We start from the raw sequence: 25,438 nt of genomic DNA, 5'->3' as shown, positions 1-25,438 counted from the left end.
TAAGAGAAATGGATAAAGAATTTTCTGCTAATAACCCGGAGCCAAATGAATCAGGGCTGAATATTAAAGAAGAAATTTTAAATTATTTACATTATTGGAAATGGTTTGTTTTAAGTGTCTTAATAGGAACATTAATCGCTTTTCTATATTTAAGATATACGCCAGAAACATATAGTACCTTTGCTAAAATAAAGATTTTAGATGAGTCGGAAGGTTTAGAATTGTCTAATCAAACAGGGGGCTTGTTTAAAGATTCAAAAAATTTAGATAATGAAATTCAGATTATAAAATCTAATCGATTATTATCTAAGGTTGTTGATAGTCTAGATTTACATATACGTTATTTTATCGAGGGTAAATTTACATCGAAAGAAATTTGGCAAGGACCTTTAAAATTAGTTCCTATAATTCCAAAAAATGATGTGTCTTGGTCAACGTTTTATATAGAAATTACTGATACAGGTTTAATAATTAGTAAAAATGAGGAGTTTGATAATTCATTCACAATAGATGGTTATAATTTAAATTCGCCTAAGAAAGATTTTCCTTTTTTAATCCAATCAGAAGCATGGTTAAAAAAATATATCGGTTTAACCTATAGAATTTCGTTACAACCTATAACTTCAGCAGCAAATGGATTGTCAGGAGCCATATCTATAACTAAATTAGGAACCACAGATATCTTGCAGTTATTTATGGTTGGTGAAGATACTAAAAGATCAGAAGCAGCTCTTAATAAAGTATTAGAACAATTTAATTTGGATGGTGTTCAAGATCGACAATTAGTTTATCAAAGGACAATTGATTTTGTAGATGAACGTTTTTTGTATTTAGCAGAAGAATTAGATTCAATTGAGATAGGAAAAAAGGAATTCCAGCAAGACAATAATCTAGCCTCTTTTAGTTCGGATATTTCATATAGTATGGCTAAACGATCTGTTACAGAAGAAGCTGTATTGGCGTTGGAAAATCAGATTGCTTTATCTAAGTTACTTGAAGCCCCTTTAAAAGATAATAACCTAAGTACATTAATGCCAGAAAATATTGGTATTGAAAATGCAAATACAAATGGAATAATTACGCAGTATAATACTGTTGTATTAGAACGTGAAAACTTAATTTCAAGTGCAGGAGAAAGTAACCCTATGGTCGTGGCTTTAGATAATAGACTTTTAGAACTTAGAAAAAGCTTAAGAAGTTCATTAAATGCCTATTATAATCAACTTAACCTTTCATTAAGTCGTTTGAAAAAAGAAGAGAATAATGCGGTTGGTTTGGTGAAAAGTATGCCGCAAAAAGAGAAAATATTAAGGTCCATTGAGCGTCAGCAAAATTTAAAAGAAAATTTATATTTATTATTATTACAGAAAAGGGAAGAGGCTGCAATTAATTTGGCAATTACTTCACCTTCTATTAAAGTAGTTGAATTTGCTTCTAGTTCGAGTAGACCTATAAGTCCTGATTCAAAGGGTATTTATATGAAAAGTATACTAGGAGCTCTTTTAGTACCTTTTGGAATTTTATTTTTAGTTTTCAAATCTGATAATAAAATTCATGATAAATCCGATATTTCTAAATTTACTCGAAGAATTCCTATTATTGGAGAAATACCTGAATTAAAAGTTGAACACAAATTATTTGAAAACCCTCATGATAGAACAATCTTAGCAGAATCATTTCGAATACTTAGTACCAATTTAAAGTATGTATTAAATACAAAGACTGAGGATAAGGCTCAAGTGGTATATGTTACGTCTACTATAAAGGGAGAAGGTAAAACATTTGTTTCTGTAAATTTATCGTTAGCTTTTTCTAGTATAAATAAAAAGGTCTTATTAATAGGAGCAGATTTAAGAAACCCTAAAATTACTGTTACAGATGGACCAAAAAATGCAAAGGGTTTATCTGATTTTCTTTTTCAATCAGATAATAAGTCATGGAAAGATTATCTGCAAAAAAGTAAGTATAACACTACGTTTTTAGATATTTTAACAGCTGGTACTATTCCTCCAAATCCTACGGAATTATTATCTAATGGTAAATTAGAAGATTTAATTGAGGAAGCTAAGCATTTATACGATTATATCATTATAGATACAGCTCCTATAATATTAGTAACAGATACATTATTAATTTCTCAGTACGCAGATGCTACTGTCTATGTTACTAGAGCAAATTATACAGAAAAAAAATTATTAGGTTTTTCTAGTGAATTATACGAAACTAAAAAACTTAATAATATGGTTTATGTTGTTAATGGTATTAGTGAGTCTAAAACATCTCGTGGTTATGGCTATAATTATGGATATGGTTATGGATATCATCAAGATGATAAAACGCTTAAAAAATATTCTTGGAGTTGGTTTAAAGAAGGACTTAAAGAGAAAATCAGAAAATTTTAACATATAAAAAATAAGAGCGACAATAATGTCGCTCTTATTTTTTATATGTTTTGTTAATGAAATTGTGTTAGTGCTAAAAAGAAAGACTATATCGTCATTGAAAATAATTTGGTTTCAGGTTTGCTTTCATGCAGTTTTAAATCGAATGCCATGCAAATATTTCTGATAAACATGCGACCCTCTTCTTTTACAACTAAATGATTTTCAAAAACATCTAGAATGCCATCAGCTTCCATTTCTTTTAAATGCGATAATAATTCAGGAAGTGCATTTAGTTTCATCTCAGGAGATTTCCAAGACGTTTGCAGATTACACATAATATTAAGAATGTGTTGTCTCACCACTAAGTCTTCAGTAGATAATAGATGCCCTTTAAATATAGGTAATTCATTAGCTTCTAAACGGGCATAATAACTATCTATATTTTTTTCATTCTGAGCAAAACTATACCAAGAATCGCTAATAGACGACACGCCTAAACCAATCATGAGTTTTGTTTTTCCAGAAGTATATCCCATAAAATTACGGTGCAGACTTTTATTTTTCATGGACACGTACATGCTGTCTGTTGGCAAAGCAAAATGATCCATACCAATTTCTACATAACCCGCATCAAAAAAGAGTTGCTTTCCTAGTTCGTATAGTGCACGTTTTTCATCATCCTGAGGTAAGTCTGTATCTTTAAATCCGCGTTGTCCGTTTCCTTTAATCCACGGCACATGTGCATAGCTATAGTACGCAATACGGTCGGGTTTTAATTCGACTGTCTTTTTAATAGTTTCGCGTATACTCTCTTCGGTTTGGAATGGCAAGCCGAAAATTAAATCGTGACTAACAGAGTCGTAACCAATGGCACGAGAATTTTTTGTAACACGTTTTACGGCTTCAAAAGATTGTATTCGGTTAATCGCCTTTTGTACTTTAGGGTCGTAATCTTGAATCCCAAAACTATTACGTGTAAATCCTAAATCGAATAATACTTGCAGTTGCTCTTTGGTGGTGTAGTTGGGGTGGCCTTCATAACTAAATTCAAAATCTTCAGCTTTATTGGCTGTTTTAAAAATACCATGAATTAATTTCGATAAATTTTCAGACGAAAAAAATGTTGGGGTACCACCACCTAAATGTATTTCTTTAATGTTTGGTTTGTCTTCTAGAATATCGCAATACATACTCCATTCTTTTAACACCATATCTACATAAGGTACTTCTACACTATGCTGTTTTGTAATGCGTTTATTACACGCGCAAAACGTACATAAACTTTCGCAAAACGGTAAGTGAATATAAAGGCTAATGCCTTCTGTTGTATTCGATTCTTTAAAAGATTTTTTAATTGTTGAAATCCAATTATCTAGTGGAATCCCGTCTTTATCCCAATACGGAACGGTTGGATAACTAGTATAACGTGGCCCAGGGATATTGTATTTTTGAATTAAATTATGCATGCTGTAATAATTATTAGCTTTAGAATATAAAGGTGTTATAAAGCCGATATTTAATAGGTAAAAATACGATTAATTTAACGGATGTTTTACTCTTTTTTAGATTATTGTTGATTGACTTCTATACTTAAAAACCGACTTATTTAGGTGTGTTTTTAGGTTCTATAAGAAAATTATTGTTACTGTTAAATTTATCATCCTTAATGTTAATACTAAATAAGGAGTTTTATTTTGTTTAAACACTTAAAATTAAACGCGTTAGTTGTTACTCATTTTTGTGCTTAAGATAGTGTGTTTTGTCATCTTGTCTTAAAATGATGCTATTCATGAAAAATTAAACGTACTTTTGTAACTTCATAAAGAATGATATCAAAACAAATAGGATATCATTTTCTTCAATACTAATGTATGTCATTTAATTCACTAGGCCTATCTGATGCCTTATTGAAAGCAATCAATAAAAAAGGATACGACACGCCATCTCCAATACAAGAAAAAGCAATTCCACCCATTTTAGAAGGGAAGGATGTATTGGCATCGGCACAAACAGGTACAGGTAAAACCGCGGGTTTTACATTACCATTACTTCAAATTTTAAGCGAAGGAACAACAAAAAGACACCGCCCAGTTCGCGCCTTAATATTAACGCCAACTCGAGAATTGGCTGCTCAGATTTTTGAAAACGTAAAAGAATACAGCGAATTTTTAGATATAAAATCGGCAGTGATTTTTGGGGGCGTTAATCAACGTCCACAAGCTGCAACACTTAAACGTGGTGTAGATGTTTTAGTCGCAACACCAGGTCGATTATTAGATTTATGTAATCAAAATATATTGTCTTTAGCAAGTGTAGAAATATTTGTTTTAGACGAAGCAGACCGTATGCTAGACATGGGGTTTGTTAGAGATATAGAACGCATAATTAAGTTGATCCCTAAAAAACGTCAGAACTTAATGTTTTCTGCAACCTTTTCTAAGGATATTAAAAAATTAGCAAACGGTATCTTAACGTATCCAGTTTCTGTTGAAGCTACGCCAGAGAATACAACAGTTGAAGTGATTCAGCAAAAAGTTTTTCGTGTAGCAAAAGGCAAGAAAACAGGATTAGTTATAAAATTAATTTCTGAAGGCAATTGGCAACAGGTTTTAGTCTTTACAAGAACTAAGCATGGCGCTAATAATTTAACTAAGAAATTAATTTCTTCAGGTATAACAGCAGCTGCAATTCACGGAAACAAGAGTCAAGGTGCCAGAACTAAAGCCTTAGCAGGTTTTAAAGATGGTAGCATTCGTGTTATGGTTGCTACAGATATCGCGGCTAGAGGCTTGGATATTCCGTTATTACCACATGTAATAAACTTCGAAATCCCAAATATTTCTGAAGACTATGTTCACCGTATTGGTAGAACTGGTCGTGCAGGTGCTAGTGGAGAAGCGATTTCATTAGTAAGTGCAGATGAAACGTCTTTCTTGGCCGATATTCAAAAATTAATCGGAATGAAAATTCCTGTTGAAATTGTTGAAGGTTTCGAACCAGATCCAAACGCTTCAACAGAGCCTATTAAACAAGGTGGCGGAAGAAGCAGAAGTCCAAGAGGAGGCGGAAGTAATAAATCTAGTAAAAGTTCAACTAAAGGTGGTTCTTCTAATTCTGGTCGAAGAACCCGAGATAGAAGAAATTAAGTTATGGAAAGTCAACCAAATAATCCCCTACATGGAGTTAAACTAGAGCAAATTTTACTTGATCTTGAAGCTCATTATGGCTGGGAATATATGGGCTATAATATAAAGATACGTTGCTTTACAGAAAATCCTTCTATTAAATCGAGTTTAAAATTTTTACGTCGTACACCTTGGGCAAGAACTAAGGTTGAACAGATGTATTTAAAAATGATCACAAAATAATAATTTAACAGTTTAGGGGTATTAAATTAAATAGTACAAAGTAACTAATATAAAAAAGGTCGAAAAAAGTCTTATTTTACGGGGGGTTCGGCTGTTTTTTGTTCTTTCTGCTAAAAAAATCAAATTGTACATTACTATCATTTTGCTATAATTGCAATATAATCATAAATATAAAAAAGTATCATTAGTTTCTTAGAACTTTAATTTTAAAGCTTAAGTCTTTGTATAACTATCATTTAACGCCATTTAAGCATTGTTTAAATGGCGTTAAATGTTTAATACCATATCAATTATACAAGCTTAGTTTAGAGTCCTAAAAAACGCCTTATTTTATATGTTTTTCATTAGGATGGACAATAGGATGGACAATAGGATGGACAAAACGCAATAAAAAACACTGCTTAACAACATTAATTAATAGTTAAAAGATGTTGTAAACACTTGTTTTAATGCTTAAGCTAGGGGGTTAATGCATTAAAAAAAGATTACAAAACAAGTCTAAAAACATGTTTTTTAGTAGGTTACCGTAAAAAACGATGATTTTTAGATTAAAATTGAGTGTACAATATGCTTTATTAGGATAATCTTTCTTTTATCATGGCTAATTCGGCTTCAAGATCATTAACACGATCAACCAAAGTTGCTGGGTCTAAAAGATTAAATACCATAGCTAAGCTTACTTTCCAAACTTCTTTTATTTCCTCTGTTTTAATAGGGTAAGAAGGGTACTCTAGTCTGTTATCACTCTTTAAGTAGAGATTACCATATTTTTCAATACGATTTAATACACGTTTAACAACAACTCCTTCATCTGTTACCAGTATATAGATTTGATTATCTTTTATATTACTCCAGTCCTCTTCCCACTCCCCAACAACAATACAGCCTGAGTGTAAGGTTGGAAACATTGAATGACCTTTTACCTCAAACATTCTAAATGTACCGTTATTTAACTTAGGTAACCTGTAAGTTGGTAGTGTGCTAATAAAATCCTGATCACCATACCCATTAATATAACCTGCTTGAGCAGACACAGGAACCATTACTATATTTTCATTTCCCTGCGTGTCTACAGTTACCAGTTTAGGAAGTTGATTGTCTTCATTTACTTCCATTTTTTTTGACACTATCGGAACATGGCTTATTTCTCCAGTAATTAAATAATTAAGATCTGCATTCTCAAACTTTTTTGAGAGATCTTGTAAAATAGCAAACGAAGGCTTTGCATCTGAGTTTCTTTCAAGCCTATAAAGCTTTTCGGGGGACTTATACTCTAAGTATTCGCTTAACTTCTGGGCGTTCTTGATGCCTTTAGTACTGGCTAACTGCATCATTCTCTCAAAAAAAGTTGTGTTATTTCTCAAAATAGTTTGGTTTTCTCAAAATTGTTTGTAATATTTGTTCAAATATTTGAACTAATGTACTCAAAAAAATTTATTGCACTAAACCCTGAAGAAATAAAAATGGTGAACGCATCTGCATTAGCTAAAAAATTTGATTGCACATCAACTTATGTATCAAGGATTTTGAAATTAGAAAATGAGCCAACAAACGAAAAGGCTCAAAATATTCATCAAGCCGCTAGAGAAATAATTGAAAAATACAATCAGATAGATTAACAAAAGTTTCGAATTAATATGTACGAGAATTATTTAAACATCATTTGTGTAGACCAAGAAGTCTTTTATGATAGCCTATCTATTTTAAGCTATGATAATTTTCAGAAATGGGTACAACGTGGTAAACTAAACAAAGTAAGAACTAAAGGTCGTGGTAGAACTGGTTTAATAGAATTTGACTCCATACCTGAAGACTTAAAGAACTTAATTATTCGCACGTTTGGTAATCCGTACTTAAAAGACAATCGCGAAACCTTCACTAATCAATTAGCTACAGACGACGATGCTATTGTGTTTTTTAAAACCTACAACTACGAAGATGGTCGTGGTATTTCAGACAAGAAGCAAGCTCAATACATCTGTGAAGCCGAAATTTTAAACTTATACAACACCACAATTAATAATTATGAAATCAAAATAAAAGCACAACGTAAAAAATCTAAAAAAGGTGCTTTAAAGAAAAAGTTGTCTAGTATTATTAATGATCTTAAAACAGAATGTTACCCAAACACACAAACTAAAAAGTATCCTCATAATTTACCATCAAACGTTCGCGCCTTAGATAGAAAAGCACAAGGCTATATAGATGAGGGTTATGACTTTCTTGTACATAAGAATGCAGGAAACAAAGCTGCTCAAAAAATTAAAGGCGAAAATGCTAAATGGTTAATTGCAACCTACTCTATGCCTAATAAAATTGTTGTACCTGTATTGCATACGCTTTATATGCGAGAAGCCGAAAAAAGAGGCTGGTGCGATCTTTCAGAATCGGCAATCTACAAATGGCTGTATGAACCAGAACAGGAAAAGGTATGGTTGGTTTCTCGTGATTTAAACGAATACAAAAACAAATATGGTCACAAATTAGTTAGAGATAAAGAACAATGGTTCCCTAATGCATATTGGGCGATTGATGGCTCTAAGATTGATTGGATGCACTATTATGATAATGATCTTGGTGCAGCTGCTAAATTTAAGATAGACCCTGTAGTAGATGTTTATAGCGAAAAAATAATAGGCTGGAGCTTTAGTGAAACTGAAAACCATATAGATCACTTTACAGCAGTTAAAATGGCTTTCCAAGAATCGCAGTCTAGACCATTCTTATTCACTTACGATGGTCAGTCAGGACATACCTCTACTCGCATGCAAGAATTATACGGTAAGATGGTAGCAAAAAAAGGCGGTTTACATTATAAGCATGCAGCTTACGAACACAGCTCGCCTGTAGAAGGTATTTTTAACCGTCTACAACAGCAAGTAATTAACGGTTGGTGGTTTAGTGACAAACAATCTATTACGGTTCGTACTGAAAAGAATAAACCCAACATGGATTTTATTTTAGAGAACAAACACAAACTTCCTAAGAAAGAAGAACTTTTAAAAGCATGGAAATTATGTGTTAATGAATGGAATAATTCTACTCATCCAAAATTTAAAAAAGAAGGTCTTACAAGAAGTCAAGTTTATAACCAAGAGCCGTTACTACACGAACCTGTAAACTATCTAGATATGATAGATTTATTCTGGTGCTATACCCCAGAACCAATTACTTACAGAGCTGATGGTTTACGTGTAGAAATAGCAAAAACCAAATACCACTTCGAGGTTTACAACGTGAATGGCGATATCGATTTAAGGTTTAGAGAGCAATGGGTAAACAAAAAATTCTTTGTGAAGTACGACCCAGACCAGTTAGACAATTATGTAAGTCTGTACTTAAAACTTCCAGATGGAGATAAACAATTTGTAGCCGATGCACAACCTGTGCGCAAACAACAGCAAGTACCAGTATTAATGCAAGAAGGCGATAAAGAACAATGGGCTAAAGATTATGAAGTACGTAAAATTGAAGAGGCGGCTGCCCAATCAAAAATTAAGAGAATACAACGCGAAACTGGTATTACACCAGAAAAACTAATAAGCGATCAAGAGTTAAAAATGAAATTCGGAGGTAAACTACCAAAACAGTTGCGCAACGAGGTTGAAGCCGAATCTTTTATAGATAGAATGTAGAACCAATTTTTTTCAAGTCAATGAATCAAGAACAAAAATCACAAATTGCCAACGAGCTTACACGCTTATCAAGAAAGATAAGCCAGAAGCAAATCGCTAATCAAGCAGGCGTTTCTACGGCCTTAATTAGTCAAATCATTAACCACAACTGGGCATTAATTAGCGATGCTATGTGGCGTAAAATTCAAGTCACCTTACGCATAGATCCTAACTGGGTTACCGCCAAAACATCAAACTATAATCTTGTTTACGATTTAGTAAAAACGGCTAAAGATACCAGTGTGAGTATAGCTATTAGTGATACTGCAGGAAAGGGTAAAACTCATGCTTATACTGATTTTGAACGCATACATGAAAACGTTATTTACGTGGAGTGCAAAAACTACTGGACTAAAAAATCTTATATCCGTCAATTACTTATAAGTGCAGGATTAAATTCTTTAGGTACTACAGAAGAACTAATTAATCGCTTTATAAAGCATTTAAAATCACTTAACAATCCGCTATTAATTATAGATCAGTTTGACAAGTTAAAAGACCCACAGCTTGATTTATTTATGGATTTCTATAACGATCTAAATGGCCATTGTGGTTTTGTTATTAGCGGTGTAGAAGCTTTGGAGATTAGAATAGATAAAGGTGTAAACCGAAACAAAATAGGTTATGCAGAATTGTACAGCCGAATTGGTAGAAAGTTCATAAAGCTAGATCCTATTAGTTATAACGATGTGGATTTAATATGTAACGCTAATGGTATAACCGCCCCCGACGAAATAGATTTTATATACCAAAACTGCGAAGACGATTTAAGACGTGTACGTCGTGACATTGAAAAATATAAACTCAAACAAAAAAAGCAATTTAAAAAAACTGCCTAAAACCTACTGCAATTGAAAAAATTGAAAAAAGCAGTTTCAGTTGACGAATTACTAAAGAAAAAGTTCATTGAAATACCTCTAACAGGACGACTTAGAGAATTAATAGGAAGACCAGAAGCTAACGGCACATGGTTCTTAAAAGGAAAATCTGGACACGGTAAAACCACCTTCATGCTTCAGCTTATAAAAGAGCTTACCAAATATGGTAAAGTTATTTATAACTCGCTTGAAGAGGGCGCACGTAAAAGTATGCAAGATGCCTTTGTAGAACTCAATCTGGACAAAGCAACACGTAATAAAATAAAGTTGCTACACCGCGAACCTATTGATGAAATGAGAATACGTCTTCAAAAAAGTAGAGGCATCAGGTTTGTTGTTATAGACTCCATACAATATGCATTTATGACCCTTCAGGAATATAAAGATATGCAAGCAGAAAACCCCAACATAGTATTTATTATAAATAGCCATGTAGACGGTAAAAATGCAGTAGGAGCTTTAGCCAAACGCATAGAATACGATGCCGATATAAAACTAGATGTCGAGGGTTTTAAAGCCTTTTCTCGTAGTCGCGCCTCTAGAGGTACAATAACCAAGCCTTACACCATTTGGGAAAAAGGCGCACAAAAATACTGGGACGATTTAAAACTATAATATGGAAACAAATCCGCTAATTACTCAAATTTTAAAAATAGACTACAGGTCTTATGACGATTACAGGTTTAGCTGCTTTTTTAAGTGGTGTAGTTTGTATTCAGAATTAGGTGTGCCATTACAAGCCTTAACAACATCTAAAGCCCTGTATAGCTGGTATTGCCAACAATGGTTAGGTCTTGTAGAAAAGGCTTTTAAAAACGACTGCAAGCCTTATCTAGACGCAAAGATTCAAGACGCTATTGTTTATTTAGATTTCCTGTCTACTTACCCTGAAGCAATTGAAGGATTCTATCCATCTGTATTAATTAACAAGATTAAAAACGATTTAAAGCCATTAAAAAAAGAATGCAAGCATACACCCTAACTGGACTTAATAATAAAGTAAAAGCCCTAAAACTAGAACTAGATAACCCATTATTACCAAACTCTAAACGAATTAACCTAGAAAACCGCATTAAGCATTTTATTAATAAGCTCGTAGAGCTGGAACAAAACCCAAGTCTAAAAACTATTAAAGCATGACCAGAACACAATACACAAATCACCTACTTAATATCCTTGCGTTCGATGCTATAATACAACACTTATCTATTGCATGTCGGTATTGGTTACACCGTGAAATTGTAACCAACAGTAAAAATGTAATAGACGAAGCTATAGTATCTACAGCGTCATCGCACATTATGCAACTAAGTGAAACCATTATTAATAACAACTGGCAACGCCCAGAATTAAGATATAACAGCGATCGAGAGTTAGAATATTTAGACGGGCTGTTTTGGAAAAAATTTAACCCCAAAGACCATGTGTAAAAATATTTTAAACATAGAAGTCGTAAACCCCATAATAATAACATCAAATTCAAATAGTAAAATGAGTACAGAAACCTTAGACCTAAAAAAATTAACAGCTTCAGAAAAAGCAGAATTAATGAAGCAACTAGCTAAAGACGCTAAAGCCGAAAAGCAAAAAATAAAAGAAGATCGCAAAGCCTATAAGGAGCTTACATACGACTTTGTAAACCGCAATATAGATGGTTTAATACACCATAATGATGTAACAGGAATTATTATTCAGAAACTTTTTGAAGATTATGCTCCTGTAAAATCTATAAAAAATGAAGTGTATGGACACGAACCTCAAGACAGCCATACTTCTACTTTATCAGATGGTTCTGCAAGTATTACCATAGGCCATAACGTAAGTATAAATTTTGATGGTACAGAAGCTTCTGGAGTAAAAAAGATTAAAGATTTTATTAAATCACTATTAGATGAAACTGCAGACGATAAAACTAAGAAACTAGCTAAGATGGTCGACATCTTTTTAAAAGAAAACCCTAAAACAGGAATGCTAAATCCAAGTAAAATTATAGAGTTAAGCAAATTAAGAGATGAGTTTGACGATGAGCGTTTCGACGATGGTCTAGATATAATTTTTAACGCTCAAATACGCGTTCAAAACAGCATGTATGTAAGTGGTTGGAAGTTTATAGAGGTCGATGGTATTAGCAAAAAATTAAGCTTTAGATTCTCTGTATAGTATGTCTGTTATTATTTCTCCACTAAACGAAGACCAGCTATTTGTAAACAATAAAATTGTAGAACGTGATAGCGACAACAACTGGATCGCTCGAGTAGAACTTACTCAAGCCGAACAAAAAGCCTTTCAAAAGTATATTAAAAGCCTAATGTCATGATTAAAGCAGACGCTAAACAAAAACAAATTATTGCAATACTTACTAAAGGCGATAAAGATTTTAAAGCTGAGCTAGTAGAACATCAAACTAAAGATGCTAGTAAACGCAGTACTAACGATCTTTCATTTTATCAAGCCAATCAAATTATATCACAACTTGGTGGTACAGCAGTACAAAACCGTTGGTGTTTGTTTAACGTAAACTCGCGTGCACATCTTAATATTTTAAGCTTGTGCATGCAATTAGGCTGGCAATGGTATAATGACACTCAAGGGCGTTACTACGCCAATATGAACACCTTTGGTGGTTGGCTTCAAACTAAAGCTCCTGTTAAGAAACCTTTATTAGATATGCAACCTCAAGAAGTTTCTAAAACTATTGCGGCTCTAGAAAGCATGATCTCAAAATCGTATTAAAAAAAACCGCGTTACGCCAATAACGCGGATAAACCTTAAAACAAGTTTAATTCTTAAAATTCACATCAAAATTATGAAAAAATTAATTGTACTACTTGCTGTATTAACAGCATTTAACTGTAAAACCGCAAAAACCATTAACGATCCTAAAGGCAATGCTACGGGTGTTATGGTAGAGAGAAGATTACCTGTTAAAAATAAACCAGGACTCTATAAGTATTTCATGTCTCCATTAAATGGTAAATCGCGCTCCTTTATAGTGATATCAACCGCAAAATTCGAAGAAAAAAAGCCTGTTTACTTTAACCAAACCCCAGTACAATAGTATGCTAAATTTTGTGTTAGCCATAGGGGCTATTCTTTTAGGCTTAGCCCTTTTTGGTCTATTTATATTAAAATACCGTTTCAGTCTAGACGATCTAGACCCATTTAGTTACAACAACGAGTTTTATACAGATCTAGCACCAGAATCTAGGCCAAAACTCCCAGAGTCCTTTTGTAAACACCTAGGCGAAAAGACAGATGTTATAATAAACTCTACTGTAACCTGCGAAACGATACAAACAATTTGCGACGATTGTGGAACCCCAATAAAAGAACGTACAGAATGCCTTTAAAACCCGCTAGAAAAATACCTGAAGCCACATTAAACAGGCTTAACCAACAAAACACCCGTGACCTTAATTTATTAACCCATTTCTTTTACGAAGTTATTTCTCCAAACAATGTTGGCGGCACATCAAAGCCAACCCCACAACAAATGCTTCGTTTTGTAAAACAATACAATAAAGATGAAGATAGAACTGAAACTAAGTAACGATACTCTGTTAGCAACCCACGCCATTTTACAATATGTATATGTAGTAAGTTATGGCAATAAAACACTAGAAAATGTACATAAAAGCATTGGGTTTGAATTAGCAGATAAGTTCGATAAAAAAGTAAAAACCCAAAAAAAGAAGGCGACGCTTTTCGACCAGAAAAAGAAAATAAGTGTCACTTTAAAATATTACGAAGCTTGGGCTTTAAAAGCCATTGCAACCGACCTTATTTATACCTGCAGTAGCGACTATTCTAAAAACCTCGTACAAAGTTTAATTAACGTATTAGACCAAAAATTACAATGACAGAGATTTATACCACCTATACCGTGCAAGGGCTTGTTAAAGGCTTTTTATGGGAGTTTAAATACGATTTAAACGGACGTTTACGATCGTTTAAAATTATAGACGGTGACTTAACAGGCAACCAAATGAAATGGTTATTTAATAACTCTAATTTTCCAGCCAGTGAAACTTTAATGAAAACTATTTGGATAAATAATAAGGAACTAAAAACCCTTATGAAAGTTACCATTGGAGAACCCGATTTAACTTTCGACACATTTTGGGATGCTTATGGCCATAAGCTAAAAAAAATAGACACTCAGAAGTTCTGGAGCAAAATGTCTAAAAAAGATAAGATAGACGCCATTGCCTATATAAAAACTTACGATAATTATTTAGCTAGAAAAGGTGTCGCAAAAACGAACCCACATAGATATTTATCTAAACGTTACTGGGAAGATAACCACGCTAGTATTCATTAAAATGACGAAAACCAAATACAAAAGTGCCTGCTGTAATGCAGGCACTTATAAAACCATACAAGCCCACAAAACACAAGACAAATCACTTTACATATGCAAACAATGTGGAGGTGTTTGTAAAACAGAATAAGCTTAATAGCTAATAATTTAAAATATAACCTTTAACACTAATAAAAATGAGTAAGGATAAAACATTAATTGTTCTAATTATAGAAGAACCTCCCATCGGGGTGTGGTGCTTTGGAAAGAAAGGTGCTTCTTTTAAGGTCGTAGATAGAGGAGATTGGTATTTACTAGCATCAGATATAAATAAACCATCGGGAGAAAAACGGTGTATTGTAAAATCATTCGTTTCAATAATTGAGTAAACAAAATCTTGAAATAACACTAATAGAAATGAGTAAAACCATAAAAATAAAAGGCTCGATTAAAATGTATTTCAACCAACAAATTGAAGTTACTGAGGAACAATTTGAACGACTAAAAAATTTAGGCGTAGAAGATGTTTACAGTGGAGACAATTATGAATTGTTTCACGAAATAGAAGGTTTAATTGACATGGCTGATATGTACGGTATAGACGATACGTTTGAAGATGTTGAAGTAACCGATAAAACAGACGAATATGCATGATCGCGAATGGTTAGACGATCCATATTTAGGACGCCATCCAGACCCCAACCCATTGCCAGTAATAATACTGCTATTAATAGTAATACTTATAGTATTGAAAAACATTTAAACCCATTTTAAAATGACAAGATTTGCAAAACTAATTGAATTAAGAAATAACGAACAAGTATTGTTGACTATAGATTATAGCGTAGATAATGATGTCTACGATATGCTAACAAGAACAAATATTAAAGGAATTTCAGTGAGTATAAAGTCAAATGCTCGTAATATGAGTAATGCAATTGAATGGCTAGACAATTATTCTCTAGAAGATGCTGAATCGTTTAGGACACGTATTAACCGTTTGTTATTGTAGTATAAAATAGGCTGGTATCTTACTAGCCTATTTTTTTTTGTTCATATTTTGAATTTCTTCAATAGTAATAAACACAGCCTTGCCTGTGTCCCATAAGATATAAATCGAATAAGTTAGTACTGCAACTAAAATTACTTCACAAAAAGAATCCTTTAACTTAAATTCCAATATAGCGCTGTCTTTAACTAATAAAGTGGCAATACTTACAATAATTAGAATAATCTGCTCTAAGAGAGACATTTTCATCTCTTTAATCACATCGGAAAAATCTAGTGATGGATACGGGATAAGAATATCTTGAATTTTTGATGCTATAAGTCCAAGAGTCGCAGTATTTATTGCAAGAAGAGTTAGAAGTAATCCTATAATGTTATCTTGTAAATACTTGAATAAAGATTTAGACTCTAACATATTGCCTAATGTGCAAATTAGAATTCCAATTATTATATAAAAAGATATGTTTTTTATTAACTTCAAATTACATTAATGTTTTATAGAATTTAGTTACTGCTTCCGGAGAACCTTCAATTTCGACCTCATCTATTTCTCTCATCTGTATTATTTTAGGATTGTCCTCAGTTTTTAATTGAGTTCTTACTCCCTTTACTTTTAATTTAATACTACCAGCTCCATTGGAGGTATAATCAACTAATCCTGCAATATCTTGATTTTTTTGGCTAATATTTTCTAAAGTACCTTTTTCAGGTGCCTTAATTGTTATATGGCTATCGTGGCTATTAGTTTTATTTGCAAAATCTTTAAAAGCTTCTGGAAGACTTCTAGATATATTTGCTAAATTAGGTTTTATGAACTGAAAATTAATATAAGTAATTTCTTTTTTATGTTCATTTACATACTCCCAGAACCCTTTTTTGTCAAAAAGTTGTTCTATTTCAATGTTTAAACCATATTTTTCAAGTCCTTTTCTAAAAATTTTCCCTAAATTATTTTTAACTACAATCGGTGAAGAGAAAGCTTCGTTGTTATCACTTATTGCTATCTTTTGAACTGTTGGGTCGTTATCAAAAATAACATAAGAGAAAGGTTCATTGGCTATTATCTGATTTTTGAAGTTTTGGGTGATTTTAGTAGTCTTTTTATTTGCTATCTTGAAGATATATTTTGTGCCTTCATGATGTTCTAATTTTAATGGATGATTCTTATTCTTGTAAGAAATTAGTTCATTTAAAATATTTCCAAAAAATTCGTTTTTTCTTTCTTTAATTTCTTCAAATGATAAGTCTGAATTTTCGAACATTTCAACTTGTTGATTTTTTTTATTTAGAGGTAGAAGATGGTACCTGAAGATGTGAAAATTTATTAATTTGTTTTCCATTTATTAGAGGTTAAATTAGTTTAATTTAAATTGAAAGATAAAAATGGTTGACAATTTAGTAAAACTAATTTTCAAATGTTAATTATTTAGTAGCAAATAAAAGCTAGATAACCTCAAAACGATTTAAAGTAGATAAGTATATACCTTTTTTTTAAAGCTATGGTAACGACAAAAAAGTCGTTACCATTTTTAGTTTAAATGTATTTTCTTTCTACTAAAATGTAATATACATTAAAACCAAATTTCACATCTTTAACAATGTATTTCATGTCTTTGCTCAGTATAACCTCGTTCAATTTAGGTAAGCTGCTAGCCCAAGACATAAACAAATCTCCACTTTCAATAGTGTAATAAGATACTAACATAATTAATAAGTTTAAATTAGTTCCAAACCTAAAACTAACTGTTGAAATTGTTTAAGACATGAAATCCATGCTTAATTTTAGACTACCACAATAGGATCCGAAAAAGGAATTCTCTTAGATGTTTCCGTTTTAAAAAATGAAGTATCTGTAGGACTAATTAATACCCTAATTAATTGTCCTGGACTATAGAATACATAATCTACTATGTATTGTAAATCATCATAAATAATAAACTCTTTGCGTCTAGGAACAGCTTTCAATTTAAATTTGAATAACTCTTTTTCTGTGTCTGTTTGAATAAAACTAATGTTTAACATAATAATATATTTTTAAATTAAATTTAAATGTAAAACAAAGGAGTATTACATAAAAGGACAACTCATTTACATGAATTGAAACTTACACTTTACAGGCTAAAACCTTTATTACAACCAATATTTTTACAAAGCTTGCTATTTTATAGTAGGCTTTGTTATTTTTAGAAAAATTAAACTCATGAGACAACTCTTAATAATAGCCGTTTTATTGTTTACAGCTTCATTGCACTCGCAAAGCTTAACCGATGTTTTTAAACAATACATACAACCACAATCTTCTACTGAAGATTTACGAACAGGACTTAAACAGATAGAAAAACTGTGTACAACTAATCCAGAAGCCAAATGTAATAAGGCTAAAGCTTCAGCTTTATATCTATTAGCCGATCATTATTTTGAAGCTGCATATCAAGTGTATCAAGTAGATCAGACATTAGTAGATCCTATTTTAGCAAAAGCTAATGCATTGTTTGCTCAAGCCAATTCGTTTATGCCTATAGAAAATTTTGATCCGTCTCAAAAAAATATGCTTTTGGAATCCAAACAAAAATATGAGACTGGTTTAAAATACGCGGTCAACTAATAAAAACTGCTTTTGGTAAATTGGAGGGTTTATATTTAATTTGTGTAATGGCCGCCAAAAACACAACCAACCAATTTTACGACACCATACGCAAGGAACACGAACGCCTAACCAATGTAAAAGAATACGGTGTGCAAAAGTTTTCAGACGAGTGGATTCGTCATAAACTTGCAAGTGCTTTTTTTCGAGAAGTTAAAACCATAGAAGACATTATTTTTCAACGCGTTTAATTATGAAACAATTTATAGATTTAGGTAGTGACATTACGAATAATGGCTTACATGCCTTTTCTTTTTTCTGTACAGAGAAAGGTACTATCGAAACTTTTAATGGTAAGCAACATTGGACATCTTTAAAAGCTTTTGCTTCAGATTACGACAACGAGGAGATAGATATTCAATTCTATTTAGGACTTATACCATTTAAGTTTAACGTAGATGATAGTTTTTTAACTGTAGAACTTAATGAAACAGAAATAGAACTTGAAAAATTAAGACCAAATACTTATTTAGAACCTATTGCAATTACCGATTTAGAAGCCGATTTAAAACGAGCTGTAGACGACAAAAATTATAAATTAGCACATTATATCTCTGCTAAATTAGAATACCTAACAAAAGGCAGTCATTCAGAAGTTTGATAAAAAAGACTATATTAGCACTCTAAAGTGTTAAGAACACCATACAATTTTGAACGTTGTAAAAAACCTCACTAATTTTAGTGAGGTTTTTTTGTGTTAAGATACATCGTAAGGTGTATCGTTTTGCTCAATTGCCAAATCTTTAATTTCGTGATCGTCGTAAGCTTTCACAGCAGAATAATCCATTAAAGTGCACTCATAACTTATTCTGTATAAATTGCCTGCATTACCTGTATCTACAGGAGCAAAACCTAATCTACGCATGCTGCTGTAGTTTTCGCCTTCAGAACCATGAAAGGCTGCGTTTATCGTATCCATAAGGTCTATAAAATTTAACGCACTATCCTGGTTAAATGAATCTCTATATGTGTCTGCAAATGTTTCGTAATACAAGTACACATCTACTTGTACACGTACATTTTGCACCTTATTACTAACGTCTACAGTGCTTAATGTTCTATAACTTAAAAATACTGCAGGTGTTGGGAATGGATGTTCCGTGGTTAAAAAATTGACTTGGTTATGCCATAAATCTATCCACCGAACCGCAGTTGCTTTATCTGTTAATAAGGTTGCGTGTTCTTTATAAAGTGATTTCCAGTCTTGCATTTTAATGGTATTTTAAAGGTGTTTAAATCGTGTTATAATTTCGTTTATTGCATGGGCTTCCCAATCTGAAGTAAAGATCTCGGAGTCTCCCATAAATTGTCGTTTATCTATTTTTACAGTAAAACGTTCATTTTTTGTTAGTGCCATCCATTTCCATTTTTCCTCTCCAGTTGCTTTAAACATAAACCAAAAGAATTTTCTTGAGCGTTCTGTTATTGGTATATTTAAAACCCCACCTTCATTGTGTATTTGTGCATATGGTGCATCGGCTTCCCATATTACACGCTCAGTAGTACTAGAGGCTACTTGGATAGAGTTAAATAAATAGTTTGTTACACGAAGTAATTGATAACTGTTACTTTGTTTTTTTTGCTCCCAAGCTTCAAAACTTGATCCGTGCCATCCTTCTTTATAAAAATTGTTATGAATAAAATCTGTACCCATAATTTCGGCATCACTCTGGAGGTCGAGCTTTAGTTGTTCGGCCATAGCCATAAAATCGGGCATTTGGTTTATGGTATTCATTTTTTTGTATCTTTGTAATGTGACGAAGTTCGCGAGTAACATCAAGAATGTGCATTCACACCAAAGCAGCCTTCGGGTTGCTTTTGTTATTTTACGGCACTTCGTTTAATGCTTTCTATTGTTTTACGGTCTTTAGATATTAAAATAATTTCCTTGATTGATGGAAATCTATCTTGTCTGCTTAATTGCTGTGTTAATACGGCTTTCACATTTTTATAAGGGTTTGGATTATCAACTAAATCAATAACAACAACCTCGCTACCTTGTTTAACCGCTTTACGTAACACGTTTCTAAAGTTTAGTCCTTCTGGAGCTTTGCGCTCACCAGTTTTATTATTAATTAGATACTCGGGATTTTTCGTATTCAGTAACACGGCACCATCAATATGAGGTCTTAATTTTACATTGAGTTTAAGCGTATTTGAAATTAAAACCGCATTCGAGTAATTGTCGTACAAGTCTACTGGATCTGCAAACGGGTGTACAAATATTTTGCTGCCCGTTGGCGAAGTGTATTTTGCTTTACCATAGGCCAAACGCAACTTCATACTTTCAAAAGCGACTTGCATGCGTTTTTCGTCTTTTTTCGGGATTATAAAATACGGGTGTGCTTGATCGTTAAACACCACGCCTGTTTTACCAACATTTACACTAAAGGCAGGTTTCATAAACTTTAAGTCTGGTACGGCATCGTCTTCTGGAGCTTGGTTAGTTTGCACTACATAACAACGGCATCTCCAATCGTTTGGTGGGTATATTCTATCCCAAATAGGATCATCTATATGAGCAATAAAACCGTCTAAACCTGCATGGTCGTCGCGTACGTGTTCGTCTCCAACAGTTTTATATTTTAAATACGGATATCGTGTTTTGTTACGCTGAAACCCCTGCCATTTAGCCGCCATTTGTCCAGACGCTTTTGCCGTTTGGTATTCTGCCTGCAGGTAGTTTTTATTGTACTTCGGGTGTTTGTCTAATACCAGTTTTTTAAAATCGTTAAACGATCGTTCTTTGCCGTTTTCATCGGTTAAAAAGCTATTGTATTCTGCTAATTGCTGGTAGGTTTTAGCCGCAGAAAACTGGTAAAGATTTTGTTGTAAACGTTGTACTGTAGCACTGTTTTGCTCGCTGTATTGGTGGTAACGTGCACCATAACCTTCAGCGACACCACCATTTAGAGTGTCGTATGTTTTTTGTACAAGTTCCTGGTCTAAATCCGACGGTTTAAGTTTACCTGTATGTAGCTCTTTTGCAATTCTGTTTATTACCTTATTCCACGGATTTAAATTTACTGCTACTGGATCGGGTAATACATGACTACATTTAGGTGCTGCATAATACGCCTCTATTTGTGCTATAGCATTTACTTTAGGCTTTTTTTTTTAGTCGTTGGTTCTGGCTCTGGCTCTGGGTCTGGAACTGGAACTGTAGGAGGTTCAGTTGAAGTTTGTTTAATGCCAGTAATTGGTAGCCCTGTACGGTTTTCTAGTTCTTTAATATCGAATTCGTAAAAACTACTTAAATCTTTAATGGCTTGTAAAAGTTCTTTTAAGGTTAAACTTTCGGTGTCGTCCCATTCAAATTTTAAATGAGCTAAAGATGCATAAGCAGGCGATAACTTAACCAGTCTTGGTATAAGTTGATTGTTAATTATAACTTTTATAAAGAACTTGTCTAGCTTATGCTTGGTGCCTAAAATATCGGCATGTACTTGTGCTGCTCCTACGTGACTCTTTTCGTCGCTCGTACCTGTAGCACCAACAATACGTTTGCTCATTTCACTATTTGCACGCTCAATAAGTCTATCGAAAGTATTATAGGCGTCTGTTCCTGTGTCTTTACCAATCTCGAATTTCTCTTGTCCTCGCCCAACCATAAAGTTGTTGGACTTGAAATTTAATAAAGCTTCATACAATTGGTCTAAACGTTCCTGGTCTTCACGATCGGTAATCGCGAAAATGGAAGGCACACCATATTTTTCTATATAATCTAACCAACTCCCAACCCCCAGTTTTTTAGCAAGCACAATTGGAGCTAGTTGGGCTAACATCCCTAAGAAATTATCTTTGCCTACTTGAATATACATATCTGCATAAACACCTTCTTTATAGTTCCAACCTTCTGTGCCTCCTGCCTCTTTTAAAATTAAACCTTTACTAGGTACAATGTGACTTAATGGTATTTCTACCACGTCTTTTAAAAACATATTGTCGTCCAGATCGTAAAGTTCTATTACTTTAGTGCCTTCCCATTTAGAACTCATACAAATACCAACAAACTCGATAAACCATTGCGCCTCAAATAGGGATTTAGCATCTTCGTTTTCTTTACCGTTTGCATCTACAAATTTAAAATCTGAGCCTTGTACTGGTTCTGTACGATTTTCAAACTGAGACACCAAATGATTGTCTAAACGTAAATTTTTATACAGTTTGTCTAATTCTGCACGACTTGGTTCTTCAGGATCACTAGCTAACAACAATGCCATTTTCCATTGTTCGAGGGTTTGAGCCTGCATACTAATAGATTCTTTTGTTGTTAGATCTGATATACGTTTGTTACCCGATTTTGTTTCGGCTACAACACGTAACACACGTTCGTCTGTATTACGTAATACATACTTAGCAATGGGGTTGTATAAAAAAGGTGGTATTTTCATTAGATGTAAAAGTTTTTGTTGGTGTTATTGCCCCAAATGGTGTCGCTGGTTGGAGCCCCAGAACTGGAGGTTATTAATGGAAGATCTAACACCAAACGTCCTGCGTTTATTTTCTCGAGTTGTTTCATTGCCCAATCGTAATCGTCTTTTAGGTCGGTAGGTAGTTTTCTAGCTGCATTACGTCCAAATATTTTACAAGTGGTAAGTTTTGTAATAATTTCAACTAAAAATTCATCACGTACAGGAGTTGTTTCATCGAAAATAAGAACCACATCATAACGCCCTTTTAAAAGAGTTTTGGCAATGCCAATGCTTTTCTCTTCGGCTTTGTCTATTACCGTAGGAAAGTCGCTTGTGCTTTCGGTAATAAACCGCTCGAAACTCTCGGTTTTTAAATCGTCTTGAGTAATATAAATCATATCCGTTCGTTTTTAGGGCGCATTTTGCCTTGGTGGTAATTAAGCCCTGTATTAGGTTGGTTGTAAGGTTCTAAAAATGCGATTCCTTGTTGGTGTGTATCTGGAAAATCGTCGTGCGTTTTATAGTTGGGTTCTATACCTAGTAATTGCGCAATACCTACTTGAGTATCGTTGTGGCTTTTTAAATTTTCGTTGTAGAAAATGCGACTATTTTGGTAATACGGATGCAGGGTTAACACACGGTCGTACTTTTTAACTTTAGGCACAGTAAACTTTACAATGTTTAGTTTAATACCAAAAGCGGTTTCGGTTTCTTTAATAATACGTTCTACTTCGTCGTTCCAGAACTGAGCTTCAAAACGCCAATGCACAATAACAGTTTTTGGTAATCGCTTTTGAAAATCGCACATGTAGGCAACAGCATCGCGCATTTTACATTGCTTTACAAAAGTGTCTATAACATAAAAATTTTTATTCCATAAGCCTTGTACAGCTATAGCATTATAATCTCCTGTAGACTTCCCAGAATATGCAACATCCCAAGTTCCAACAATTATTTTATATTGATTAAGCTTTGGTAATGGCGACCACTGTATGTGTTCTTGTTTAAAGATAGCACCTTCTACATGGGGTATTTGTAAATATTCAGCTTGACACGCTAATGTTCCAATTTCAGATTCCAACTCCTTGTAATACGTGTCTGAGTATTTCTCAGGCCATGTAGGTTTATAGGTTATAGGGTCGTAAGCTTTAACGTGAATCACTTTCCATTTTGGATGGCGTTCCTGTAATTTAGTTTGAATCATTACAGGAGCAAAACGGTTATTTGCATAAGTAAAACGACGTATATCCCCATCCATAGTCGGGATAAGGTCACGCTCAATCCACTTTACTAAATCATCTTGTCGTTTTGGGTTTTTAATCGTTTCTTTAGTCTCTAAATCATCGACCACTATGTAATCTGGACGTCTACTTTTTACACGTAATCCTCTTACAGATTGACCTGCACCAAGAGCCTTACCAACAAACCCACTTTTAGTAATAAAGAACCCTTTTTCCCATTGTCCAATATTGTATTGCTCACCAAAATCATGTATAATTTTGGGATTACCTTCAAACTCAGCTCGTATGTCTTCTAGCAATTCTGAAGCACGGTCTTTACTTACTGTTACAACAACCATATAATGAGCTTGGTCATTCATCCAAAGCCATATTGGAATAAGCACATTGTCCATAACAGATTTACCAAAACCACGAGGCATCTCGTCAAACTTTTTACCTGTTTTGTGCTTTAGTATGTAGTTTGCCGATTCTAAATGACTGGCTGCAGGTTTTGAAGTTGCATAGTGAGGAAAGTATTCGGTACACATAGATTCGTAAGACGATTTACAACGTGCAATCCTATTCTTTTGTTCCTGTGTAGTCTCAAAAGGATTGACTTCGCCTGCACTTCGCGCAAATTCTAACCGCTTTTTATAGCGTTCTAATGCTAATTTATCGTCCCTTTTCAATCCAGCCTGTATTTGTTATTCTCGTTAATTAATTGCGTTTCAAGTACACTATCAACCTTATTATGTCGTAAACTATACGTAATATCTTTAACCACCCAAACCTTTAAGCTTTTGCCTTTTATATGGTTAATTTTCTTTTCTCTTATAATTTGGCCAACCTCATAGCCAACTCCTTTTTTTAGAAAATAGACACCAACTTCTATAAAATATTGTCTTGGTTCTGCTCCATTCCAAAGCAGGCTTAATAATTTTTTTATCATCCTATTTGTATGCTTACTTTGTTAATGTGTTGTTCTTGAAAGTCTAGAGTTGTCATGTAAATACTACGATCGTAACTTTGCAGATCCTTAAAAATTTCGTCCATAACATACAAGTAACTAGACAATGAAACTTTGTTTTCCTTATCGAAGTTTTCTAAGGTTTTGTTCCATTTGCTTATGGCATCATCGTAACCAACAATTTCCTTTTTTATGTCGGAAATCATGTCTTTGTTTAGCTGAATTTCGTCTTCATCTTTGGCTTTAAGAGCTTCTTTTAATTCAGCCTTTAACTCGTTTAATCGAATACGAGCAGAACTGCGATCTTCTGTAATATCATCAATCACACTTTTAATGTTATCGACACGTTTGTCTACAGAGTTTTCTCGAGCATTACGCTCCTCTTTCCATCCGTATTTTTTTACCCAAGCCCCAACAGTAAGCTCTGTTAGTTTTAATTTACTTGCAATCTCTTTAGCTGTTTTGCCTTGGTCTACATACCAAATTCTAGCAATGCCGCGCTCTTTATCTTTTGCCATTTTACATTCGTATTACAGGGCAAATATCTAACAGTGGCATGGCTTATTAAATTTCTTATTCT

Annotated in this window: 37 protein-coding genes; 23 read left to right on the top strand and 14 right to left on the bottom strand. The window is 33.4% G+C overall.

Going from position 1 to position 25,438, the window contains the following annotated elements; genetic code table 11:
- Window positions 1–8: 8 nt before the first annotated feature.
- Entirely contained in the window at window positions 9–2,402 is a 2,394-nt protein-coding gene (locus BN863_RS14550) for a GumC family protein (RefSeq protein WP_051774860.1), read from the top strand.
- An 86-nt stretch (window positions 2,403–2,488) separates the two neighbouring features.
- On the opposite strand, the gene hemN is transcribed toward BN863_RS14550, so the two are convergent.
- Complete coding sequence (hemN, locus tag BN863_RS14545) at window positions 2,489–3,850, bottom strand: oxygen-independent coproporphyrinogen III oxidase (protein ID WP_038531863.1); 1,362 nt, start codon at window positions 3,848–3,850, stop codon at window positions 2,489–2,491.
- Between the two features lie 405 nt (window positions 3,851–4,255).
- On the opposite strand from hemN, the gene BN863_RS14540 reads away from it, so the two are divergent.
- Window positions 4,256–5,530 carry a DEAD/DEAH box helicase gene (locus BN863_RS14540; protein WP_038531861.1) on the top strand — a complete coding sequence of 425 codons (1,275 nt, stop codon included), beginning with the start codon at window positions 4,256–4,258 and terminating at the stop codon, window positions 5,528–5,530.
- 3 nt (window positions 5,531–5,533) lie between these two features.
- Window positions 5,534–5,752 carry a VF530 family protein gene (locus tag BN863_RS14535; RefSeq protein ID WP_038531860.1) on the top strand — a complete coding sequence of 73 codons (219 nt, stop codon included), beginning with the start codon at window positions 5,534–5,536 and terminating at the stop codon, window positions 5,750–5,752.
- A 575-nt stretch (window positions 5,753–6,327) separates the two neighbouring features.
- Here BN863_RS14535 and BN863_RS14530 read toward each other — a convergent pair.
- Window positions 6,328–6,867 (bottom strand): S24 family peptidase, encoded by a 540-nt coding sequence (locus BN863_RS14530; RefSeq protein WP_158409029.1) that lies wholly within the window; start codon window positions 6,865–6,867, stop codon window positions 6,328–6,330.
- Between the two features lie 303 nt (window positions 6,868–7,170).
- Between BN863_RS14530 and BN863_RS14525 the strand changes: the two genes are divergently transcribed.
- The 17 genes from BN863_RS14525 (at window position 7,171) to BN863_RS14450 (ending at window position 15,616) form a co-directional block, all read left to right on the top strand.
- Entirely contained in the window at window positions 7,171–7,371 is a 201-nt protein-coding gene (locus BN863_RS14525) for a hypothetical protein (protein ID WP_038531858.1), read from the top strand.
- Between the two features lie 18 nt (window positions 7,372–7,389).
- Window positions 7,390–9,387 carry a hypothetical protein gene (locus tag BN863_RS14520; RefSeq protein WP_038531857.1) on the top strand — a complete coding sequence of 666 codons (1,998 nt, stop codon included), beginning with the start codon at window positions 7,390–7,392 and terminating at the stop codon, window positions 9,385–9,387.
- Window positions 9,388–9,407: 20 nt separating this feature from the next.
- Window positions 9,408–10,265 (top strand): AAA family ATPase, encoded by an 858-nt coding sequence (locus BN863_RS14515; protein WP_038531855.1) that lies wholly within the window; start codon window positions 9,408–9,410, stop codon window positions 10,263–10,265.
- Window positions 10,266–10,277: 12 nt separating this feature from the next.
- Window positions 10,278–10,919, top strand: a complete 642-nt coding sequence (locus BN863_RS14510; protein ID WP_051774858.1) for an AAA family ATPase — start codon at window positions 10,278–10,280, stop codon at window positions 10,917–10,919.
- A gap of 1 nt (window position 10,920) precedes the next feature.
- A complete protein-coding gene (locus BN863_RS14505) occupies window positions 10,921–11,286 on the top strand; it encodes a hypothetical protein (RefSeq protein ID WP_038531854.1) in 366 nt (121 codons plus the stop codon).
- Window positions 11,287–11,440: 154 nt separating this feature from the next.
- Window positions 11,441–11,734 (top strand): hypothetical protein, encoded by a 294-nt coding sequence (locus BN863_RS14500; protein ID WP_038531852.1) that lies wholly within the window; start codon window positions 11,441–11,443, stop codon window positions 11,732–11,734.
- 61 nt (window positions 11,735–11,795) lie between these two features.
- The gene (locus tag BN863_RS14495; RefSeq protein ID WP_148304624.1) at window positions 11,796–12,464 is read left to right on the top strand and encodes a hypothetical protein; all 669 of its coding nucleotides are present in this window, start codon (window positions 11,796–11,798) and stop codon (window positions 12,462–12,464) included.
- Between the two features lies 1 nt (window position 12,465).
- On the top strand, window positions 12,466–12,621 hold the full coding sequence (locus BN863_RS18515; protein WP_158409027.1) for a hypothetical protein: 156 nt from the start codon (window positions 12,466–12,468) through the stop codon (window positions 12,619–12,621).
- Complete coding sequence (locus BN863_RS14490) at window positions 12,618–13,037, top strand: hypothetical protein (protein ID WP_038531850.1); 420 nt, start codon at window positions 12,618–12,620, stop codon at window positions 13,035–13,037. The genes BN863_RS18515 and BN863_RS14490 overlap by 4 nt, the downstream gene beginning before the upstream one ends.
- 73 nt (window positions 13,038–13,110) lie before the next feature.
- Window positions 13,111–13,362 (top strand): hypothetical protein, encoded by a 252-nt coding sequence (locus BN863_RS14485; RefSeq protein WP_038531849.1) that lies wholly within the window; start codon window positions 13,111–13,113, stop codon window positions 13,360–13,362.
- Between the two features lies 1 nt (window position 13,363).
- Entirely contained in the window at window positions 13,364–13,654 is a 291-nt protein-coding gene (locus BN863_RS14480; protein ID WP_038531848.1) for a hypothetical protein, read from the top strand.
- A complete protein-coding gene (locus BN863_RS14475; RefSeq protein WP_038531847.1) occupies window positions 13,645–13,854 on the top strand; it encodes a hypothetical protein in 210 nt (69 codons plus the stop codon). Before BN863_RS14480 ends, BN863_RS14475 begins: the two co-directional genes overlap by 10 nt.
- A complete protein-coding gene (locus BN863_RS14470) occupies window positions 13,829–14,164 on the top strand; it encodes a hypothetical protein (protein ID WP_038531846.1) in 336 nt (111 codons plus the stop codon). The genes BN863_RS14475 and BN863_RS14470 overlap by 26 nt, the downstream gene beginning before the upstream one ends.
- Complete coding sequence (locus tag BN863_RS14465) at window positions 14,161–14,625, top strand: hypothetical protein (protein ID WP_038531844.1); 465 nt, start codon at window positions 14,161–14,163, stop codon at window positions 14,623–14,625. The genes BN863_RS14470 and BN863_RS14465 overlap by 4 nt, the downstream gene beginning before the upstream one ends.
- A 176-nt stretch (window positions 14,626–14,801) precedes the next feature.
- Window positions 14,802–14,993, top strand: a complete 192-nt coding sequence (locus tag BN863_RS14460) for a hypothetical protein (RefSeq protein WP_038531842.1) — start codon at window positions 14,802–14,804, stop codon at window positions 14,991–14,993.
- Between the two features lie 28 nt (window positions 14,994–15,021).
- Complete coding sequence (locus BN863_RS14455; protein ID WP_038531840.1) at window positions 15,022–15,258, top strand: hypothetical protein; 237 nt, start codon at window positions 15,022–15,024, stop codon at window positions 15,256–15,258.
- Window positions 15,259–15,379: 121 nt separating this feature from the next.
- The gene (locus BN863_RS14450; protein WP_038531839.1) at window positions 15,380–15,616 is read left to right on the top strand and encodes a hypothetical protein; all 237 of its coding nucleotides are present in this window, start codon (window positions 15,380–15,382) and stop codon (window positions 15,614–15,616) included.
- A gap of 27 nt (window positions 15,617–15,643) precedes the next feature.
- On the opposite strand, the gene BN863_RS14445 is transcribed toward BN863_RS14450, so the two are convergent.
- The 4 genes from BN863_RS14445 to BN863_RS14435 all read right to left on the bottom strand — a co-directional run bounded on the left by BN863_RS14445 (window position 15,644) and on the right by BN863_RS14435 (window position 17,634).
- The gene (locus BN863_RS14445; RefSeq protein ID WP_148304623.1) at window positions 15,644–16,093 is read right to left on the bottom strand and encodes a hypothetical protein; all 450 of its coding nucleotides are present in this window, start codon (window positions 16,091–16,093) and stop codon (window positions 15,644–15,646) included.
- A gap of 1 nt (window position 16,094) precedes the next feature.
- Window positions 16,095–16,952, bottom strand: a complete 858-nt coding sequence (locus tag BN863_RS14440; protein WP_038531837.1) for a hypothetical protein — start codon at window positions 16,950–16,952, stop codon at window positions 16,095–16,097.
- A gap of 194 nt (window positions 16,953–17,146) precedes the next feature.
- Entirely contained in the window at window positions 17,147–17,317 is a 171-nt protein-coding gene (locus BN863_RS18510; RefSeq protein WP_158409025.1) for a hypothetical protein, read from the bottom strand.
- A gap of 77 nt (window positions 17,318–17,394) precedes the next feature.
- Complete coding sequence (locus tag BN863_RS14435; protein WP_038531836.1) at window positions 17,395–17,634, bottom strand: hypothetical protein; 240 nt, start codon at window positions 17,632–17,634, stop codon at window positions 17,395–17,397.
- Between the two features lie 178 nt (window positions 17,635–17,812).
- Here BN863_RS14435 and BN863_RS14430 point away from each other — a divergent pair, with 178 nt between their 5' ends.
- From BN863_RS14430 to BN863_RS14420, 3 genes are read left to right on the top strand one after another with little or no spacing between them, the layout of a single operon-like run.
- Entirely contained in the window at window positions 17,813–18,217 is a 405-nt protein-coding gene (locus BN863_RS14430) for a hypothetical protein (RefSeq protein ID WP_038531835.1), read from the top strand.
- Between the two features lie 47 nt (window positions 18,218–18,264).
- Window positions 18,265–18,447, top strand: a complete 183-nt coding sequence (locus tag BN863_RS14425; protein ID WP_038531834.1) for a hypothetical protein — start codon at window positions 18,265–18,267, stop codon at window positions 18,445–18,447.
- Between the two features lie 2 nt (window positions 18,448–18,449).
- A complete protein-coding gene (locus BN863_RS14420) occupies window positions 18,450–18,857 on the top strand; it encodes a hypothetical protein (RefSeq protein WP_038531833.1) in 408 nt (135 codons plus the stop codon).
- A gap of 96 nt (window positions 18,858–18,953) precedes the next feature.
- On the opposite strand, the gene BN863_RS14415 is transcribed toward BN863_RS14420, so the two are convergent.
- The 8 genes from BN863_RS14415 to BN863_RS14380 all read right to left on the bottom strand — a co-directional run bounded on the left by BN863_RS14415 (window position 18,954) and on the right by BN863_RS14380 (window position 25,376).
- A complete protein-coding gene (locus BN863_RS14415; protein ID WP_038531832.1) occupies window positions 18,954–19,466 on the bottom strand; it encodes a hypothetical protein in 513 nt (170 codons plus the stop codon).
- Between the two features lie 12 nt (window positions 19,467–19,478).
- Window positions 19,479–19,991, bottom strand: a complete 513-nt coding sequence (locus BN863_RS18120) for a phage virion morphogenesis protein (protein ID WP_051774857.1) — start codon at window positions 19,989–19,991, stop codon at window positions 19,479–19,481.
- Between the two features lie 86 nt (window positions 19,992–20,077).
- The gene (locus BN863_RS18505) at window positions 20,078–21,247 is read right to left on the bottom strand and encodes a phage minor head protein (protein WP_262486733.1); all 1,170 of its coding nucleotides are present in this window, start codon (window positions 21,245–21,247) and stop codon (window positions 20,078–20,080) included.
- 107 nt (window positions 21,248–21,354) lie between these two features.
- Complete coding sequence (locus BN863_RS14400) at window positions 21,355–22,650, bottom strand: phage portal protein family protein (RefSeq protein WP_051774855.1); 1,296 nt, start codon at window positions 22,648–22,650, stop codon at window positions 21,355–21,357.
- On the bottom strand, window positions 22,650–23,069 hold the full coding sequence (locus tag BN863_RS14395; protein ID WP_038531831.1) for a phage protein Gp36 family protein: 420 nt from the start codon (window positions 23,067–23,069) through the stop codon (window positions 22,650–22,652). Before BN863_RS14395 ends, BN863_RS14400 begins: the two co-directional genes overlap by 1 nt.
- Window positions 23,066–24,580 (bottom strand): hypothetical protein, encoded by a 1,515-nt coding sequence (locus BN863_RS14390; protein ID WP_051774854.1) that lies wholly within the window; start codon window positions 24,578–24,580, stop codon window positions 23,066–23,068. Before BN863_RS14390 ends, BN863_RS14395 begins: the two co-directional genes overlap by 4 nt.
- Entirely contained in the window at window positions 24,577–24,840 is a 264-nt protein-coding gene (locus BN863_RS14385) for a hypothetical protein (RefSeq protein WP_038531830.1), read from the bottom strand. Before BN863_RS14385 ends, BN863_RS14390 begins: the two co-directional genes overlap by 4 nt.
- Window positions 24,837–25,376: a terminase gpP N-terminus-related DNA-binding protein gene (locus BN863_RS14380; RefSeq protein ID WP_038531829.1), complete on the bottom strand. Its 540-nt coding sequence runs from the start codon at window positions 25,374–25,376 to the stop codon at window positions 24,837–24,839. The genes BN863_RS14385 and BN863_RS14380 overlap by 4 nt, the downstream gene beginning before the upstream one ends.
- Between the last annotated feature and the right edge of the window lie 62 nt (window positions 25,377–25,438).

The sequence above is a fragment of the Formosa agariphila KMM 3901 genome (assembly GCF_000723205.1).
GTDB lineage: Bacteria > Bacteroidota > Bacteroidia > Flavobacteriales > Flavobacteriaceae > Formosa > Formosa agariphila.
The sequence above is the reverse complement of the archived record's forward strand: the minus strand, read 5'-3'. Positions and strand labels throughout refer to the sequence as shown.